Below are 15813 nucleotides of genomic sequence, written 5' to 3' on the forward strand. Positions count from 1 at the left end.
CTTTATTATTCTTCATACATCACTAACACATTCATTGCTTCGCTTTCTGAAGGCCCCGGGCACATTTTAATGTCAACAATTTTCTTGTGCTGGACAAATTCATTGACATCCTTTTCCAACATCCGCACATTCACATTGCTGAACATTTTTATTTTCATGCTATTCCCTCGTGTATCCTTCACCCAGCACGCGCTGGATTTCCTTTGCCTTCTTCTCACCTATCTTTTCCACGGTTTGCAGCTCGGGAATACTGGCGTTCATTATATTTTTTATGCTTCCAAAGCGTTCCAGCAGGGGTTTGCTGAGCTTCGGGCCGATGCCCGGAAGCGATGCAATGACATACTCCTGCTGTTCTTTGGTCGTGAGTGGTTTTTTTGAATGGAGCGTGCCGTTCTTCATGCCCTCCATCTGCTCGCGCCGCGCAGTTACGGCAAGAATCGCAGCAGTATCCTTTGCGTTTTTGGTGTACAATATCGGTACGCCAAGCGTTACCGTAATCGTGCTCAACATGCCACGAATAGCATTCGGGTGGATGCTGCGCTGGGAATAGATATCCTCTTCCCCCTCGACAATCAGCAACGGGCGGTCATAGATTGTTTTCAGGGCAATAAGCTGGCTTAAAAGCCGGCCGTCAATGATTGAATCAACAAAATCAGGCACGGTCTTAAACTCGACTGCGCATCGTGCGCTCAACACAAAATCGCCTGCCTCAAGCCGTCGGAGGCGTACCTTGATGTTCTTTTCCAAAAACTCTTTGACAATCTTCGAGCTCTTTTCGCGGTCATCAACCATAATCACCACATCGTTGCCGGTGCTGTCAACCAACAATTCATCGTGTTTTTTTTCTTTTTGGCCGAGCAGGTGTTCAATCTCAAGTTGTTTGAACACATTTTTTAATTCGCCCATGTTGCGCTGCATTCGCTTTTCTTTGTGAATGGCTGACCAGCGGTAGGCCTCATCCCGCGTTCCTTTCGCCATCAACATGATCACACCGCCTTTTTCAAGCCTGCCAGTTCTCCCTCTCCGCTGGATATGGCGAATTGCTGATGGAATCGGCTCGTAGAAAATTACGTGGTCCACTGAAGGAATATCAATGCCCTCTTCGGCAACACTGGTTGCAATCAATGCGGTGAATACTCCTTCAGAGAATTGAATCAGCATCTGTTTCTGCTGTTTCTGGGAAAGGCCGATGCCTTTCTTTTTTGCTTGGCCAACAAAGATTTCTGATGAGATGTTCTCTGTATCAAGCATCTTCTTAATTTTTGATGCAGTGTCGCGGTAATTCGTGAATATGATAATTCGCTTGCTTCCTTTCTCTTGTTGTTTGTGCAGAATTGTTTTCAGCGCCTCCATTTTCGGATGTTCGCTGTGCTGTTCGACCAGCGTACGCATCTTGGCGAGTGCTGTTTTGAATCGGGAATCTTCAACAAGGTTTTTGACTGCTCTCGTCGTGCTGGTTGCCGCCTGTTGCTGCAGCTTTTCCATATATCCAAAGGCCTGCTCAACTCCTTGGCTTTCCAGCATCTCAATCGCATGGTCCACCTTCGTTGCTTCTGCGGCGAGCGAGATGCTTTTCAGAATGTTAAAATCCTTGTTTCCTTTTGCAATTTCACCATGGAGCGCACCTTGTAGACGCAGTAGCTCCGTCTTGCTTATCATGCTGGAGCTGGTGTTCAAATAGCCGAGCTGGCGTATTTCCTTCACCTTTTCTCCATGGCACTCCTTGAGTATTTTTTGAATTGCCGTATATTCTTCCGGCAGCGCGACCGGAACAACATCCATGCTAATGCTCTGCACATACGGTGCAACATCAGCGTCATGGTCGCTGCGCACTTCAGCGCCTTCAATGAACAGGTTTTGGCAGACCTCAATGATTCCTTCCTTGTCATTGCCCGGCGAGGCGGTCAGCCCAAGAATTTTTGGATACGATGCTTTTTTGATGTATTGTTCTGCAATAAATTTGTACGTATAGTTCCCGGTTGCGCGGTGGCACTCATCAAAAATTAAAAGACAGACATCTTTGAGGCTGATACGCTCATTGATGATGTCATTTTCAACACCTTGGGGGGTTGAGAAAATGATTGTACTTGCTTTCCACAACTGCTCGCGCTTTTCCGGCTTGACAAAACCGGTAAAAACAGTCATATCTTTTTCTGGCAGGGTGCTGTATTTGAGAAATGATGCCTTATGCTGCTCTGCCAGCGGCCTCGTTGGCGCGAGGAAAAGAATTTTCGAGGTGGGAAATGATTTCAGCCGCTGGAGGGCAAGCATAAGCGCGATGGATGTTTTGCCGAGGCCCGTGGGGAGCACGACGAGCATATTTTTTTGAACACAGGTTGCCAAAATAGTTTGCTGGTATATTCTCGGCTCGAAATTGCGGATGGTTAACGGTTGGGAGTTTTGCGTTTGGAGTTCGCCATCGGTTGTACCTGGTTGCTGCTCTGGCATTAATGGTGCACGAAGCATTTCTGCAATTCTCTTTGCACCGATATCATCAGAAGCATCAGTCATGGTCATCCCTGTTCGTGGCACCAGATAGTATGTTAAATCGCCTCTGTTTTCAAAGCTTTCGATCATGGACGGCCTCTTTTTATATTTTGGAAAACTATTTATATCTCAATTACTTTTTTTTACTTTGCTCTGGACTTGGCGTTACCGCGTTATGCGGGCATTTTTTTCTTTTTTTCCTCTGTAAACAAAAACTATTTATATCTGAATCATTTTCTTATTATTGGTTCTGGACCTCCCCCTGGTTGGGGATCGCTTTTTTTCTTTTACATTTTTTTTGAACATAACGCTGGCGCCGGGAATTTCACTCAACGGGAAACTCCCACAGAGGTTTGAACCCGGATACCCTTTCGGGATGGAGGTTCTGGACCTCCCCCTCAACCAGGTTGAAGATCGCCAGCGTTACTTGTACTAAAAACTAATTCTGGTTTATATACCTCACGCGCATCTGTCCAGTGTCCAGTGGTGGGGGGTTTTGGGGTTTTAGGCCTTGGGCATTTGGTTTATGGGGTTTATGGCGTGTCCAGTGGTGGGGTTGGCGTTAAGATTGGATAAAAGGAAAAGCTAGTTAATCATCTCTCTTCTAAGAACTTCCTATGTTGATTCTAGATCCTGGTGGAAAATCACCGTTTTACATGTGCGACAGCTGAGTTGCGCTTCAAAACCATAACTTCCTGTTTTCTCTGGCTGACCGACAACAATGCCCTTACACCCACTACAGTCATATGCAATAACATCGGTTAAATCAATACCATCGGGAGTTCTTTCGTCCAGCACGAGCCCTATACCTTCCGATTCTTGCAGATGATACATCGGTAACTCTGGTGATCTGCTCCATGGTCCGACCCGTTTTCTGAGCTCATCAGTTGAGGCCACTATTGTTCCTTCAATGCCTGCAATCTGAGCTCGGGCAGGCGAAATATTCTCAACAGTAGGCGATTCTACAACAACGTCTGTCAAGCCTCTTGCTGCATACACTTTTAAGATATCGTTCGGATTTCCGGTTGCATAGCCGAGAACAGTATCCACCACACCAGTTCTCTGTTGCGTGACAGCCCAGATAAGATACGGGTTATTTATTGTCCATTCTTTAGCCATTAAATGCAGAATTCTCTGGTCATTAATAAAAATATAGGAAGTAAAGAACAACAATCTTTTTCACCCCCACAATCTTTTTATGTGTGCTCAGTTTCATTCGCACTATGGTTACTGCTGAAGTACATATTGGTGACGGAGTTCCGCGCGATTTAGATCATTATTTTATAACTCTTGCTGACACTGTTCTTGCGCTTGAACGAGAAAGCGGTGAGCCATCGCAATTAGTTGCCCGTGTTGGTGAAACACTTCTTATTGTCGGTGACCTGCGAAAACGAGACGGACCGTACGTTCTTGATATGAAGAAAGAATACAATCCTGATCCCTATAACAAAAATACGCTCCCTCTACCTAACCCCTCTGCACATTTGGCAGCAACCTACAATTCGTTTGGGGATATTGAAACAGCGGTTGAAGACGAACGTACAGCAACATACTTAACGTCACGAAGAGATCAACGCCCGCACCTTATAGGTCGTCCTCGAACTGGTTCATATGGCATCGGATTTCTTGTTGGCGGCGAAGATGAAGGGTATGTAAGCGTTGGACGTGTGATTCCACCACTTCTTAAAGAGCGAGAATCTGTTTCAATTGACGTGCTTGTGGATTAAGCTTTTCCTTCCCAACAATCTTTAAAAAACACCGTCGTTCTCCAACATCCATGAACCGCACCCTGCTCATTCGTTGTTTCCTCTGGACCTGCGTCTTTACGCTTGCAGCATGGGGCGTCCTTTCGTTTGGCGCCGACCCTGATTTTGTGTTTGACAAATTTTTGAGCGCTGGCTTTTTTGTGCTCCTGCTTGTGTTCTATGAGCGCTTTCGCCTGAATCTCAAAATAATCATTCCCGTTGTTTTTGCCATTGCCCTCCATCAAGCAAAACTCTACGGCGCCGTATTTTTCGGTTTCATTCAGTTTGACATGATTATGCATGTGGTCGGTTCGTTTGCTGTTGCACTCGTTGTGTACCAATGGCTGATTCACGAGGAGCGCAGCATGCAGTACTGGAAAAAAGTCGCGTTTCTTACGATTCTCGTTGCCATGGGCATCGGCGCGGTGCTTGAAATTGTCGAATATTTTGGCTACGCCAATCTGCCAGAAGGTGGCGGAATTCTCCATTACGGCGAAGGCGATGAAGGCGGCTGGTCAGACACAATCCAAGATATGATCTTTAATGCGTTTGGCTCATTAGTGGCAGTGGTGATTATGTCCATCAGTGTGCTGCGACATAAAAGAACTCACTCAATTAGTTAATTTATTCATCAATCGTCTTGCTCAAATCTTCAATCATTGCCTCATCCGGAACATCATCAGCAGCAGCCGGTACCGGAGCAGGCACTCCTTTTATTTTTCTCAAGCGCTCAATCTCTTCCTGCGGGTTCAGCTCAACAACGCGGTTTGCAGTCAATTCAATTCTATCAGTGTAGGTATTCTTTTTGACGCGCCCTAAAATTTTTATTGTTTTTCCCAACACGTCCTGCCGAATTGTTTCAAATGCAATGGGCTGGCTGTTGATGGCTTGTAACTCATCATGGCTCTTGTTCGTAAGGCGTTGGAGCTGGTTGCTGAAAAAAACCGTGCGGATGGTTGCCGTGCCGTCGTCAAGCACCATGTTTGCCACATACGAAAATGAGGGCGTAACAGCACCGTGGGTGTCACAGAGTTTGTCGGTATTTTGCTGCTTGACCTTGCGGTTGCAGTGCGGGCACACTTCAAAAAATTTCGGGTCAAACACCTGCACCATGATACCGACGACTTCGGCATTGTCGTCCTGTTCAGTTAAGTCAGCGATTGCTTTTCTGTTGCCATCCTGCATTTCTCCAACCACCTCATCAGGTGGATTGAGAATGATATTTGAGTTATCGCGTAGGTGCACTTCTTTTCTGCCCTGATTATCTTTGACATACGCGAATTGCACTTTCACGACCATGCCCTTTTCGAGTTCTTTCAGTTTGTCGGTCTGTGAGCCCCAGAGCACAATTCGAATGCCTCCTGTTTCATCCGCAATAAGAAAACTTCCCACCATGCCAGTGCGTGTCCCTGACTGGAAACTTCGAGCTTCAAAAATATCCTTCACTCTGCCGGTTATTTCAACATTGCGCATGCCGGGCAATAAAGAATTTATTTTCAGCCTGCCCGTCTCTTCATCAAAAAGCTTGACTCCGTGCTCGTTCGCAATAATGTGCGCTGCACCCTCTCGCGATACGAGCCCGGCAAGCTGATTCATTTTATTCTGTATCTTCTCCTCTATTTCCCCCGCAGTGAGGCCCGTCTTTTCCTGTATTTTTCCGACAATGGTCTCGTACGGTACTTTAATCATTTTTTACCTCAAGCGAGCACGCTTTTATATTGTTTGTGATGGTGGATTGGTGGTGCTTGTGTGGGTATATTCGACTGTATGGATTTTACTGTACGCATCGGCATCTCCGTTATCCAAACTCGATACTGAACCGGTACTCAAGCGACCGCAATTCAATCGAGCCGCGCGATGGGTCATGCGCAATGAACGTGCGCCCATCATCCTTGCTTGCGCAAAAAACATACACCATGCCGGTATGGCTGCGCAGTTTTTCCAATGAATCATCGGATGATAGGCTGCAATCATCATAGTGAACAGTTATGCGCTTATTCGTGAGAAATGGCCCCGTGTTCACCACATCCAGCCATTCTTCAACACAGGCATTGGCTGATTTTCCGGTGCTCTGCTGGCAGGAAACAATGCCCTTTGCCATTGTTTTTACTTCAGTGCCAAGGAGCGTGTAGTCACCAAAATCAGTTGCTACCTCAGTGGCAAATGAAGCATTTGCGCCGAGTTCGCCGATGGGCGCACGCTTTTCCTTGATGGTCACCGATTCTTTCCACAGCGTGCGTGCTTTTCCAGTAATCTGCATTCCGGTTGGCGTCGGTGTTGTCTCAATAGCAAACGTAGAATTGCCGCCGCGGTTGATTGGTTTCAGATACACATTCAGTGCGTCATTGAGATATGTTTCAAACGCTTGTGTGGGAACCGGCAGGCAAAATTTGGTTGCATTTTCCCGCATCCATATCGGAGCGCCATTGGTATCACCACAAGCGGGCTTTTCATAAAATCCGCCGTGCTGTGCCATTGAAAATATCGCGGAAGATGCTGCGTACGGCGCTGCTTCACGCACAAACAGCTGTTCGTCAGCAAGCAGTACATCCGTGCGAAGCATGGCGAGCTGTTGTTCTCCGATATACTGGGGAAGGTCAGATGGTTTTTTTAGCGCGCTCATGCCCAAAAATGTTACCACGCCGATGATAAGTCCCAGTACTGCCAGAATGAGAATCACCGTTGCTTTTTTGTTGTTCTTTTTGAAAAGGATCATGATTGTTTCACCCATAGAACTTCGGCTCACGCGCCGTGCGCAGCCGTGCCGTAATAGTTATGCCTGGTTTTTGTGTTGGAATTTTTATTTCATACGAGGTAATAACCCCACTTGGCACACCACCGATGGTGATTGTTCCTTCAGGATATTGGTATTCAAAAGTTACTTCTCCTTGCCAAAACCACGTCTCTTTTAGCAGGTCGTTCAGTTCTTGTTCGCGCTCATTTTTCGGCGTAGGATTTGTCATGCGCACCACATCAATAATGCGCAGCCCTTCTGCCTCAAGCGCAGTTCCCAGCTCATGATTTTTTGTTATTTCCTGCGTCACTGGCTGCAGGAGATAGGTTCGAAGCACCTGCGCGCTGGTCAGCACCGATTGTTGTTCCTGCACTGCCTCGCGCACGCTTCCCCTGCTCAATGCAAGCAGGTTAAAAATGACAAAAAAGAAAATAGCGCCGAGTACGACTGCGATGATTGCCTCGGTTGGGTCCGGCGGGTTCAATCCTTTTTTATTGTGAAATAGAGTGCGCATTGTTTATTCCTCTTTTTTTGATGAAACAACCAGCAGGCCGCGCTTTACCGTTCCCTGGCCGGCAATAAGCACGGGCAGTGGCTCTTTGACAATTTTTTTTGTGGTGGCGCACTGCGCGAAATTAGTCGTTTGGAGTTCTTTAATGATTTTCTGCTCGCCAAACCGGTAGTCATACAGCTCCAGCTTAAAGCACTGCTTCTGTGCTGCTGCCGGCGGTATCATAAAACACTTGTCAAGCTGCTCTTGCGTAAACCGCGAAACATCAATAACACTGGCGCCATCAACCGCAAAACAGTCCGGCGAATTAACGAGCCGGTAGAGCGCAACAGCTTTTTCAGCGCCAGGATACGCAGTATTTTCTGTCTGCGCTGCGCGGTCAGCAATCATGATAAACAGGCCCATGCCAGCGACCAGCGCAATCAGCGCAAAAAAATACAAAAATACCTTGCTCGGAATGAGCGAAATTCCCTTTCTGCTTTCAACGCGCTGATGCAGCAGAAAAATCACCAGTGCAATGAGCATAAGCAAAACGGTGCCAACGCCTGCTATCAACGCGCTTGTGCCCAAGGCCTGCTGTTTTTCCGGCCGTACGAGCTGGTCACGCATTGCCTCAAGTCGGCAGTCAATATCTGTGATGATGCACATACTATCACACATGCCATCCTGCACCGCGGCGCAGAGCCATTCTTTTTTGTTGCAGTCAGCCAGGCAGGTGTCCTGCTCAAAATATTCGCACACTCCATTGCCGCACAAGCAGTCCGGGTCAGCGCCCGGGCAGGTTGGCTCGCACACGCCATCTTTTATTTTTGTGCAGAGGTCTGATTGTTGTGGGACGTGTGCAAGCGCTGCTGCAAGCACTTCTGCGGTGCGCATGAGCGCCGCATGTTTCCGATCCTGGGCGGTTCTGATATTCTCGTTTTGCAATTCTTCGTCAAATGTCAGGAGCGCTTGTTTAACTTCAGTATCGCTCAACACTTTTTGTTCTGGTTGGGCAATGCGTATTTTTCCTTCTCGGTCAGCGTAGAAGAGGAGCATTCTGCACGTTTTTTTCTTCTGGGTAAACAAGGCCAGTGTGTCATTTAGATTTCCTTCCTTTGCCGCGTGAATGCACAAATCTTCTCCGCTTATGTCTTTGAGAATCTTTTTTTCAACACTGCTCAACAGGCCGGCAGTATCACTCACGGTTGCAGCAGCACTCAGGCTCAAAAGTATGCAGAGCACCACAACCATACTCACTCTGCCCACTATTCCGGCGTGCTTAGCTTGCTTCATACGCAACAACGCCTCCTTCATTAACGATTTTAATGCGGGTGACCGGGCTGGAGCCAAGCACAAGTTCATCGACGGTTGTTGGTTCAGGAACCAGTGCAACCTTGCTGCCGAGTTTCACCACAAACAATTCCGCTGTACCTGAGAGCCGAGTATAGACCATACTGGGAATCTGGATTATCTGTTGGATGGATGTTTCAATTCCGGTGATTTTTTCCACGCTCACAGTGTCAGCAACTGCGATTTTGTACACCTTCATGTCTCGATGAGAATAATTCAGCACCATCTTTTCTGCGCGCATGCCTGCTGCTGTTTCCATAGTCAGTGCGAGATCGTTGGCAAGGTACTGGCTGGTCATCTGCGCGCCTTTGCTGATGGCAACGCCTTGGTTGATGAAAAAAAGAATCAGCATGCCGCCGATAAATACTTCGAATGCTACAGCGAGGGTTTCCAGCCATGCCTGGCCTTTTTTGTTTGTGTGGTGCTTGTGATAGTGCCTGCTCATGCAACTGCCTCTGCACATTTTTTATTGTTCCATGCACACGATAGACTGCAACTGTACGTCGCGCATGCCTCGGCGTTGTCAAAGGTTGCGCAGGTTGTTTCCGTGGTGCACTGGTTGCAGGTTTTTTTATCAACACCTCGATAGCAGATATCCTTTGGTTCGGTGTTAGTGCACACAGCAAACGAACGTACAGTGCAGTCAATTGTTTCACGCGTGTTTTTTGCTGCATTTTTCACTGCAGGGTCTGATGCAAATGTCTCTGCCAGCGTTAATGCGGCTCGTCCCTCATCATATTTCTTCTGTTTCACCATGCTCATAGCGCGGAGGAAATAGGTTTTGTCATGCTCTTCTCCATTAAGAATATATTCAGTCCCTTCAACCACCGTCCCCATGCCGGTTTCACGGCCAACTGCATTGCCGGGAAACCCTTTCCCCTGTTGCTCGGCTTCCATCAGCATAAGATCGTTGAAGAGCGTTTCTGCTGCGGCATAATTTCCAGTGTCGTATTCTTTTTCTGCTTCAGCAAATTTTGTGTGCGCCTCGACAAATAATTTTTGCTGGTCTTCCATGCCGCGCTTGATGCAGGGCTGGTCCATGCACAGCGCAATGCCATAAGCACTTTTTTCAATGGTTATCTGGGGCTCTGGCAGGATGTTGTGGAAGCCAAGGTAAACATCGTGCTGCACAGCACCTTGACTACGGTCTCCACCAATATTCTCGTTGCGCGTGAGCATGAAGCCTCCTTTCCAGTATGTAGTATCAACGCTGTCGTGCTCTGCACGGTTCATGTTGAAGAATTCCTGATCAAATGGAGCGCAGCTTTCCTTTTCCCATTCGAGTTTGAAAAGGTAGGGAACTGCCGTCGCACTTTCCCGTTTTATCGTCGGTGTTTCCAGCAGGCAGAGGCATGCCTTTCCGATCGTGCAGTCTGCCGGGCGCTCAGCAAGCAGAATGGTCATACTACTTTTATCGGCTCCGTTCCCTGTAGGTGCAAGCTTCTTGAGCGTGGTCGCCGTGCTCGAAAATCCGAGAAGCGCATAGTTGCTGCCAAGGTAACCAACAACAACATCACTGCTTCCTGCAGGTTTTTGTTCGATTGCTTTCACCACAGAAACCAGCTCCTTAAATTTCGCGTCGGGCCTGCCGCTCAATCCTTCACGGAAAATGTTGGTGCAGGAAACCGCGATGGCAACAATGAGCATAATCGATAGAATAAGGCCTATGGTAAAGCTTAAATCACCCTTTTTATTGTGCGTGATACTCATGAATATCCTTTGAACTCTTTTTTTGATTAACTTTTATTTTAATCAACTGTTACGAAAACAGATTTTGCACGACCTGCAAAACCAGGGCAAGATACGAACTGCCGTTCGCACCTTCTGTTTTTCTCGCGGGGTAAAAATCCGGCCCCGGATTTTTACCGTGGTGTGTTTCATGCGAGTGCTGTTGCATCGCCCTATTTCCTTACCAGTTCGTTTCTTGCCGTTCCGGTTCGTGTTGGTTGGTACAGTACACTATCATTCTATTACCCGTGTTCGTTCTAACACACCGTCGCTTGCCTACATTCCATCGTCGTGCCGCAGGCCGTTTGCGTTTCAAGACAGCCGTACCGTTCGCTGCTCGGATTTTTATCCATGCTGCCTGCTTGCTGCGCAAGCCGCGGGTCACAGGCCTTTGCCGGGCAGAGGTCGTTCATGTTGATGATGCCGTCGTTGTCAGCGTCGCCGAAGTCGCCGAACTCCTCACTGCTGTATCTTTTTGCGCTGTCAGCAAAGGACATTCTGCTTTTCATCAGCACATACCCACCGATGGCAATAACCAGCAGGACCAGAATAATGGTCAGCCAATCTGCCTCTGCTTTTTTGTTGTTAAACAGTTTGTTTTTCATATGCTTCATGAGGTCACCTTCTGTGTCTGCGCATCCTGAACCGCTGGCACTGGATTACCCCGAACAGGAACTGCGTTTCCCGGATTCAGCTGATAGTTGATTTCCCTGCCCTGCACGCGAACATCTGAAATTGTGCCAATGCCAACTGCAATGAGACGCTTGCTGGTTGCATCGTACTTCAATCCTCCTTTATCATCCGGCACAAAACTGGCAATCTCCCATCCTGCCGTATTTTCTTCTGCATAGCCGCCGGGCTGTCCTTTATACAGCACGGTTATTTTTTCTATTTGCGCGGTGTCAATGCTGTCGAGTGCCGCATCGTCCGGATTTTCCACCACATCGCGGGCAGTAACACGATGCGTTTTCAAGCCGCGGGTGAAATCAGCAAACGCAATTTTTTCAGTTGCGGTAAAATCATAATCAACACAGACATAACATGTTTCGCCGGTAAATCCAGTGCGGTGAATTTCGCCGATAAACGTGATTTCAATGTCAATATCTCCGCCCGCGCTTTGCAGGAACTCCTCAACAACACCCTTGTGTGATTGCAGCGTCGCGATGGTATATTGTGTTGATGGCTTTTCATTTTCAATATATCCCAGCTGGCTTGCCGTGCTGACCACGCGTGGCAGTAATTCACGGAACACTATAACCGCAACAACGGCAAGCAGTGCAAGGAGCAGGATAAACGTGAGCCAGCCGAATCCTTTTTTGTTTTGTTTCATTGAATCTCCTCTATCAGTTTCCTCTATCTATTCCCTTGCATTGTGCAATGCATCAGTCAGTTTTTCTTGTGTTGCCGTTGGGCTGGGCAAAAACTTTTTTGCCAGCAGATATCCAACCACCACAACCGTGGCGAGGAACAACGCAAGCAGCACCCAAAACCAGACGGTTGCGGAAAATCCAGTTTCACCTTGTGCCTTGCGGTGCTGCATCATCCGCATCTTTTCCAGTTTTAATCCTTCAGTAACTGTACGAATCATGTTCCACCTCATCCACCTCAACTCGTGAGTCGTTCTCCAGACCAGCCATCCATGAGCCGGCACTGGCCTGCCTGATTCTGCTCGTCAATATAAACCACTTGGTAGCGTGTTTCCTCGATGTTTTGAACGCCGGTTGCTTCAGACAGTTTTCCACTGCTCAGCTTATCCACCACCCAATACTCTGCCTGTCCCACCCGTTCAGCAAGCCAGCCGGGTGAAAACTCCGCCAGCATCACGGTGTAATACTGTCCCTGCTTAATGTCGGGCGTCAATGACGGATTTTCAGCAACCGCTTCCAGCGTGTCGCCGTTGATGTAGGAAAACAAAGACTTTCCATTTGGTAAATATATATTTTTCATGTCGCTCATGACTGTTTCTTTTCGAAGGGGACTCGCGATATTTTTTGCCTGAAACGTAAAGCATGGCACGCATTGAATGCGGGGACCGAACGGCAGGGGGAGGCGATATCTTCCACCGCCCCATTTTTCCCAGCAGCGCTTCATCAGATTGGTGACCTGAAATTCTGCCTTGGTCGGGTCTTTGTCTTCAATTACTTCCGGCTCTTTGGGAATGCACGCAGCAGGAATATCCTTGGCAATTTCCCCTTCTTTCAGCTTGTTGAAAAAATAATTTTGCACACGGAGCTGCTCAAAGCAGGATTCATCGCTTGCTATTGGTTCGCAGCCCTTGAAAAAAAATATGAGAAAGGCTGTGATGGCGATGGCTGAAATAATAATAAGGATGTGCTCTTGGATAAAGTCAAGAATTCCTCCCTGCGCTTTTTTTCCGTTAAACAACACGTGCATCACCCGCATCACTCTCGTTTTTTAGTGCAAGGCAGCACGCATTGGTTGGCGATGCACATTTCAGGTGCGCAACGTCGCTGTATCCTATTGGGCATTGTTCGAACTGGCAGGTGGTGCCCTGCATACTTTCACACGCAAACACGCCTGCGCTCGGCTTGGCAAGATAATTTTTGACAATGATAATCAGCACAATAAGAAGTACGATTCCTATAACAATTTTCTTCAGCTCCTCTTGCGCTTTTTTGTTCTGGTACATCATGCGCCCCACCTCGGCAGTTTGTACCAGAGCAGCGCGGTGAAAATAACCGCGAGCACAAGGAAGAGAATAAGATAGAGAATAAACTTGAGCGCAAACGTACCTGTACGAGATTCCATCACTCTTTTCATGCCCTAAAAAGGGCTATGAGTATTTATAATGATTTCGCTGATTCACTTCTCAGCGCGCACAAGAACATATTCAAGAAGCCCGTCCTTATGCGCTTTGTACAACGAATAATCACACCAGAATCCAAGCATGGTTGCAAACCTTCCCCTAATTTTTCTCTGGCGCGCAACATTGTCCGGCCGCTGCGCTTCGTGATAATAGCCCGGAATGGTTTGCGCCCCCACTTTTTGTATGGTGACGTTGCGGAAGCCGGCGTTTTCCAGCTGGGCCTTGTATTGTTCTGGTGTTACCACATTTGCTTTTGGGCACCGCCAAAGAAACCGTGCCGCATGCACCTTGATTTTTTCCATGATTTTTTTTGGCTGGTGATTCACCAGATAATCAGCAATGCTCACCACACCTCCCGGCTGCAGCACACGGTATGCTTCACGCATAAAATCTTCGCGCGTGTTGAAATGCACCGTGCCCTCAATACTGGTGACGTGCGAAAATGTCGTATCTGGAAATGGCAACTTGGTTGCCGTGCCATGGTGCGCAGTGATATGCTTGGCAAGCCCTGCTTTTTGCGCCCGCTGTTTTGTCCATTCAACATGCTTCCACGTCACATCCAATGCCTCAATTGTACATCCAAACGTGGTGTGCAAGAAAACATCCTGCGTGCCCATGCCGCAGCCGACGTCAAGCAGCCTGCTTTCTTTTGTAAGGCCGGCCATGGTGCCGATTCTGTGCACAAGATTTTCTGCTGCGGCAACATAGTCAGTTATACCATCTTCCCACAGGCCGAAGTTCAGGTAGCCGTTGTGGTACTCGCCGAAATTTTCAGCCCCAACGCCATAGAATTTTTCAACGCGTGACTCGTGGGTTTTGGTGCCCCATGCCGTGCGGGTGCTCGGTACCTGTTTTGCTTTTTTTTGCTTTAATTGTTTTTGTTTTAATCGTTTCACTCTGCCACCTAAAAAAGAGAAAATGTGGGGGGTATTTAATGATTTCTTTTCAATCAACTTTAAATACCCATCTACCTTGTGTTCTCTCATCAACCAAAAAAGAGGCGATACTATGAATCCAAAAAAAGTTGCAGTAACAGTGGGCATTATGTTTGCGGTGTTCCACACGCTGGGCGTGCTGCTGGTGCAGAAAGGCATGCTGGACTACTGGGGCAAGGTGCACCTTGTTTCAATCCAACACACGGTTCAACCCTTTATGCTCATGCCGTTTGTGCAGGGCATTGTGACTGCGATTGTTTCCGGCCTTGTTGTTGGCTGGGTATTTGCAACCGTATGGAACTGGGTGGATAAGAAAGTCAAATAAGTTTATTTTTTTAATTCTCTTTTCTTTTTTATGCTATTTCCTGTCCGGGATTCTCTGCCTGGCAGCACACCTGCCCTTCAGTGCATGTTCCGCTGGACACCATATAATAACCAGATTCACATTTGTCTGGCATGCACTGCCCGCCCATGCTCTTGCACTGCGCAGCGTTCGCCACTGGTGCATACACATAGTTCTTGATGATAATAACCATCACAATAATGACGACGAGAATAAGAAGAATGTTTTTTAAATCAGTCCACTGGGCTTTTTGGTTGGCCATAGTCTCGCTCACACCGAACAGCAGGCGCCACTGTCGCAGTCTGCATTGACGATACTTCCACCGCGGTTTGTGCAGTCACTTTCATCTCGGCAGATGCGCGGGGTTCCCGGGATTTCACAGGCGTTGCCGGTAAATGCTTCCTGCTGCTTGCCGACTTGGGTGCTGCTCTCGCGCAGTTTGCCCGTAAAAATAACGATGATGACAACGAGCACAATCAGCGCGAGCACCGCAACAATAATAGTGTTAATGCTCATGCTTTGCGCTTTGGTTCCTGCTGCACTTTTTTGCTTCAGCGTCATGATTCATCTCCTGCAATAACACAGCACACGCTGCCCTGCTGGCAGTCGCTGGAGAATGTTGCTGACTGAATCATGTTCTGTGGGCATGTTTCGCGGCATTCACCCTGATATTTTCCAAACGACAGCAGGCCGCCGCACTTGGTCACATCCTTGCTCGTCTGGGCAGTCTTGCCCGTGAAGATAATTATAACTACCACAATAATAACGAGTGCAAGAAGCATGGCAACAATCTGATTCCAGGCAAGTTCAGCCTTTTTCATGTCGTGCCTTTTTATCCTTCAATATTCTGCTCGGTACCTGCGATGTTCAGGCAGCAGATGCCTTGGTCAGGGCAGGTGTAGCCGCTCATGACTTTCTGCTCTGCACCGCCGCATTCACTGGCATCAGCAATGCACACTGCATTGTTGCCGAGCGTTGCGCAGTTCTTGGTCTCCTTAGTGAAGCCGCCAATCTTGCCGGTAAAAATCATGGCAAGAACGACAAGAACAAGCAATGCAAGAATTGCAATGATAATCGCGTTCAGGGAAATTCCTTGTGCTTTTTTCATATCTCTGCACCTCACTTATTGGTTAAGATGATATGGGTGGGGAGGGTTTATAAATTTTGTGAC

23 protein-coding genes are annotated in these 15813 nt (G+C 47.7%); 3 read left to right on the plus strand and 20 right to left on the minus strand.

Features of this window, described 5'->3' with window-relative positions:
- Positions 1–5 precede the first annotated feature (5 nt).
- The 3 genes from Q7R76_01975 to Q7R76_01985 all read right to left on the minus strand — a co-directional run bounded on the left by Q7R76_01975 (position 6) and on the right by Q7R76_01985 (position 3606).
- Entirely contained in the window at positions 6–158 is a 153-nt protein-coding gene (locus Q7R76_01975; protein ID MDO8642339.1) for a hypothetical protein, read from the minus strand.
- 1 nt (position 159) lies between these two features.
- Positions 160–2577, minus strand: coding sequence for a DEAD/DEAH box helicase (locus tag Q7R76_01980; protein ID MDO8642340.1), 2418 nt, complete (start codon positions 2575–2577; stop codon positions 160–162).
- Between the two features lie 525 nt (positions 2578–3102).
- A complete protein-coding gene (locus Q7R76_01985; protein MDO8642341.1) occupies positions 3103–3606 on the minus strand; it encodes a hypothetical protein in 504 nt (167 codons plus the stop codon).
- A gap of 104 nt (positions 3607–3710) precedes the next feature.
- Between Q7R76_01985 and Q7R76_01990 the strand changes: the two genes are divergently transcribed.
- Together Q7R76_01990 and Q7R76_01995 are read left to right on the plus strand one after the other, a co-directional pair.
- The gene (locus tag Q7R76_01990) at positions 3711–4214 is read left to right on the plus strand and encodes a hypothetical protein (protein ID MDO8642342.1); all 504 of its coding nucleotides are present in this window, start codon (positions 3711–3713) and stop codon (positions 4212–4214) included.
- Between the two features lie 50 nt (positions 4215–4264).
- Complete coding sequence (locus tag Q7R76_01995; protein ID MDO8642343.1) at positions 4265–4855, plus strand: hypothetical protein; 591 nt, start codon at positions 4265–4267, stop codon at positions 4853–4855.
- A 1-nt stretch (position 4856) separates the two neighbouring features.
- Here Q7R76_01995 and Q7R76_02000 read toward each other — a convergent pair whose 3' ends face one another.
- The 13 genes from Q7R76_02000 to Q7R76_02060 all read right to left on the minus strand — a co-directional run bounded on the left by Q7R76_02000 (position 4857) and on the right by Q7R76_02060 (position 14260).
- Positions 4857–5921, minus strand: a complete 1065-nt coding sequence (locus tag Q7R76_02000; protein ID MDO8642344.1) for an OB-fold nucleic acid binding domain-containing protein — start codon at positions 5919–5921, stop codon at positions 4857–4859.
- Positions 5922–6030: 109 nt separating this feature from the next.
- The gene (locus tag Q7R76_02005) at positions 6031–6948 is read right to left on the minus strand and encodes a hypothetical protein (protein ID MDO8642345.1); all 918 of its coding nucleotides are present in this window, start codon (positions 6946–6948) and stop codon (positions 6031–6033) included.
- A 7-nt stretch (positions 6949–6955) separates the two neighbouring features.
- Positions 6956–7480 carry a hypothetical protein gene (locus Q7R76_02010; protein ID MDO8642346.1) on the minus strand — a complete coding sequence of 175 codons (525 nt, stop codon included), beginning with the start codon at positions 7478–7480 and terminating at the stop codon, positions 6956–6958.
- A gap of 3 nt (positions 7481–7483) precedes the next feature.
- A complete protein-coding gene (locus Q7R76_02015; GenBank protein MDO8642347.1) occupies positions 7484–8752 on the minus strand; it encodes a hypothetical protein in 1269 nt (422 codons plus the stop codon).
- Positions 8739–9254 (minus strand): hypothetical protein, encoded by a 516-nt coding sequence (locus Q7R76_02020; protein ID MDO8642348.1) that lies wholly within the window; start codon positions 9252–9254, stop codon positions 8739–8741. The genes Q7R76_02015 and Q7R76_02020 overlap by 14 nt, the downstream gene beginning before the upstream one ends.
- Positions 9251–10519 (minus strand): hypothetical protein, encoded by a 1269-nt coding sequence (locus tag Q7R76_02025; GenBank protein ID MDO8642349.1) that lies wholly within the window; start codon positions 10517–10519, stop codon positions 9251–9253. The genes Q7R76_02020 and Q7R76_02025 overlap by 4 nt, the downstream gene beginning before the upstream one ends.
- A 275-nt stretch (positions 10520–10794) precedes the next feature.
- On the minus strand, positions 10795–11151 hold the full coding sequence (locus tag Q7R76_02030; GenBank protein MDO8642350.1) for a hypothetical protein: 357 nt from the start codon (positions 11149–11151) through the stop codon (positions 10795–10797).
- Complete coding sequence (locus Q7R76_02035) at positions 11148–11867, minus strand: hypothetical protein (GenBank protein ID MDO8642351.1); 720 nt, start codon at positions 11865–11867, stop codon at positions 11148–11150. Before Q7R76_02035 ends, Q7R76_02030 begins: the two co-directional genes overlap by 4 nt.
- Before the next feature lie 27 nt (positions 11868–11894).
- The gene (locus Q7R76_02040; protein ID MDO8642352.1) at positions 11895–12125 is read right to left on the minus strand and encodes a hypothetical protein; all 231 of its coding nucleotides are present in this window, start codon (positions 12123–12125) and stop codon (positions 11895–11897) included.
- Between the two features lie 17 nt (positions 12126–12142).
- A complete protein-coding gene (locus Q7R76_02045) occupies positions 12143–12940 on the minus strand; it encodes a hypothetical protein (protein ID MDO8642353.1) in 798 nt (265 codons plus the stop codon).
- Positions 12915–13190 carry a hypothetical protein gene (locus Q7R76_02050; protein ID MDO8642354.1) on the minus strand — a complete coding sequence of 92 codons (276 nt, stop codon included), beginning with the start codon at positions 13188–13190 and terminating at the stop codon, positions 12915–12917. Before Q7R76_02050 ends, Q7R76_02045 begins: the two co-directional genes overlap by 26 nt.
- Positions 13187–13318 (minus strand): hypothetical protein, encoded by a 132-nt coding sequence (locus Q7R76_02055; protein MDO8642355.1) that lies wholly within the window; start codon positions 13316–13318, stop codon positions 13187–13189. The genes Q7R76_02050 and Q7R76_02055 overlap by 4 nt, the downstream gene beginning before the upstream one ends.
- Positions 13319–13360: 42 nt before the next feature.
- Positions 13361–14260 (minus strand): methyltransferase domain-containing protein, encoded by a 900-nt coding sequence (locus Q7R76_02060; GenBank protein ID MDO8642356.1) that lies wholly within the window; start codon positions 14258–14260, stop codon positions 13361–13363.
- A gap of 112 nt (positions 14261–14372) precedes the next feature.
- Here Q7R76_02060 and Q7R76_02065 point away from each other — a divergent pair, with 112 nt between their 5' ends.
- A complete protein-coding gene (locus Q7R76_02065; GenBank protein ID MDO8642357.1) occupies positions 14373–14624 on the plus strand; it encodes a hypothetical protein in 252 nt (83 codons plus the stop codon).
- Positions 14625–14652: 28 nt separating this feature from the next.
- Here Q7R76_02065 and Q7R76_02070 read toward each other — a convergent pair whose 3' ends face one another.
- The 4 genes from Q7R76_02070 to Q7R76_02085 are packed head-to-tail and all read right to left on the minus strand — an operon-like array spanning position 14653 to position 15750.
- Positions 14653–14904, minus strand: coding sequence for a hypothetical protein (locus tag Q7R76_02070; protein MDO8642358.1), 252 nt, complete (start codon positions 14902–14904; stop codon positions 14653–14655).
- An 8-nt stretch (positions 14905–14912) separates the two neighbouring features.
- Positions 14913–15203, minus strand: a complete 291-nt coding sequence (locus Q7R76_02075; protein ID MDO8642359.1) for a hypothetical protein — start codon at positions 15201–15203, stop codon at positions 14913–14915.
- Complete coding sequence (locus Q7R76_02080) at positions 15200–15463, minus strand: hypothetical protein (protein ID MDO8642360.1); 264 nt, start codon at positions 15461–15463, stop codon at positions 15200–15202. Before Q7R76_02080 ends, Q7R76_02075 begins: the two co-directional genes overlap by 4 nt.
- Before the next feature lie 11 nt (positions 15464–15474).
- A complete protein-coding gene (locus Q7R76_02085) occupies positions 15475–15750 on the minus strand; it encodes a hypothetical protein (GenBank protein ID MDO8642361.1) in 276 nt (91 codons plus the stop codon).
- Positions 15751–15813: the final 63 nt, after the last annotated feature.

This window comes from Candidatus Woesearchaeota archaeon (genome assembly GCA_030651375.1).
Lineage (GTDB): Archaea > Nanobdellota > Nanobdellia > Woesearchaeales > UBA12501 > JAUSFM01.

What these genes read in the sequence shown, in the direction of transcription:
- Q7R76_01975 (MDO8642339.1), bottom strand. Translation starts at nt 158, where the DNA reads ATGAAAATAAAAATGTTCAGCAATGTGAATGTGCGGATGTTGGAAAAG.
- Q7R76_01980 (MDO8642340.1), bottom strand. Translation starts at nt 2,577, where the DNA reads ATGATCGAAAGCTTTGAAAACAGAGGCGATTTAACATACTATCTGGTG.
- Q7R76_01985 (MDO8642341.1), bottom strand. Translation starts at nt 3,606, where the DNA reads ATGGCTAAAGAATGGACAATAAATAACCCGTATCTTATCTGGGCTGTC.
- Q7R76_01990 (MDO8642342.1), top strand. Translation starts at nt 3,711, where the DNA reads ATGGTTACTGCTGAAGTACATATTGGTGACGGAGTTCCGCGCGATTTA.
- Q7R76_01995 (MDO8642343.1), top strand. Translation starts at nt 4,265, where the DNA reads ATGAACCGCACCCTGCTCATTCGTTGTTTCCTCTGGACCTGCGTCTTT.
- Q7R76_02000 (MDO8642344.1), bottom strand. Translation starts at nt 5,921, where the DNA reads ATGATTAAAGTACCGTACGAGACCATTGTCGGAAAAATACAGGAAAAG.
- Q7R76_02005 (MDO8642345.1), bottom strand. Translation starts at nt 6,948, where the DNA reads ATGATCCTTTTCAAAAAGAACAACAAAAAAGCAACGGTGATTCTCATT.
- Q7R76_02010 (MDO8642346.1), bottom strand. Translation starts at nt 7,480, where the DNA reads ATGCGCACTCTATTTCACAATAAAAAAGGATTGAACCCGCCGGACCCA.
- Q7R76_02015 (MDO8642347.1), bottom strand. Translation starts at nt 8,752, where the DNA reads ATGAAGCAAGCTAAGCACGCCGGAATAGTGGGCAGAGTGAGTATGGTT.
- Q7R76_02020 (MDO8642348.1), bottom strand. Translation starts at nt 9,254, where the DNA reads ATGAGCAGGCACTATCACAAGCACCACACAAACAAAAAAGGCCAGGCA.
- Q7R76_02025 (MDO8642349.1), bottom strand. Translation starts at nt 10,519, where the DNA reads ATGAGTATCACGCACAATAAAAAGGGTGATTTAAGCTTTACCATAGGC.
- Q7R76_02030 (MDO8642350.1), bottom strand. Translation starts at nt 11,151, where the DNA reads ATGAAGCATATGAAAAACAAACTGTTTAACAACAAAAAAGCAGAGGCA.
- Q7R76_02035 (MDO8642351.1), bottom strand. Translation starts at nt 11,867, where the DNA reads ATGAAACAAAACAAAAAAGGATTCGGCTGGCTCACGTTTATCCTGCTC.
- Q7R76_02040 (MDO8642352.1), bottom strand. Translation starts at nt 12,125, where the DNA reads ATGATTCGTACAGTTACTGAAGGATTAAAACTGGAAAAGATGCGGATG.
- Q7R76_02045 (MDO8642353.1), bottom strand. Translation starts at nt 12,940, where the DNA reads ATGCGGGTGATGCACGTGTTGTTTAACGGAAAAAAAGCGCAGGGAGGA.
- Q7R76_02050 (MDO8642354.1), bottom strand. Translation starts at nt 13,190, where the DNA reads ATGATGTACCAGAACAAAAAAGCGCAAGAGGAGCTGAAGAAAATTGTT.
- Q7R76_02055 (MDO8642355.1), bottom strand. Translation starts at nt 13,318, where the DNA reads ATGAAAAGAGTGATGGAATCTCGTACAGGTACGTTTGCGCTCAAGTTT.
- Q7R76_02065 (MDO8642357.1), top strand. Translation starts at nt 14,373, where the DNA reads ATGAATCCAAAAAAAGTTGCAGTAACAGTGGGCATTATGTTTGCGGTG.
- Q7R76_02070 (MDO8642358.1), bottom strand. Translation starts at nt 14,904, where the DNA reads ATGGCCAACCAAAAAGCCCAGTGGACTGATTTAAAAAACATTCTTCTT.
- Q7R76_02075 (MDO8642359.1), bottom strand. Translation starts at nt 15,203, where the DNA reads ATGACGCTGAAGCAAAAAAGTGCAGCAGGAACCAAAGCGCAAAGCATG.
- Q7R76_02080 (MDO8642360.1), bottom strand. Translation starts at nt 15,463, where the DNA reads ATGAAAAAGGCTGAACTTGCCTGGAATCAGATTGTTGCCATGCTTCTT.
- Q7R76_02085 (MDO8642361.1), bottom strand. Translation starts at nt 15,750, where the DNA reads ATGAAAAAAGCACAAGGAATTTCCCTGAACGCGATTATCATTGCAATT.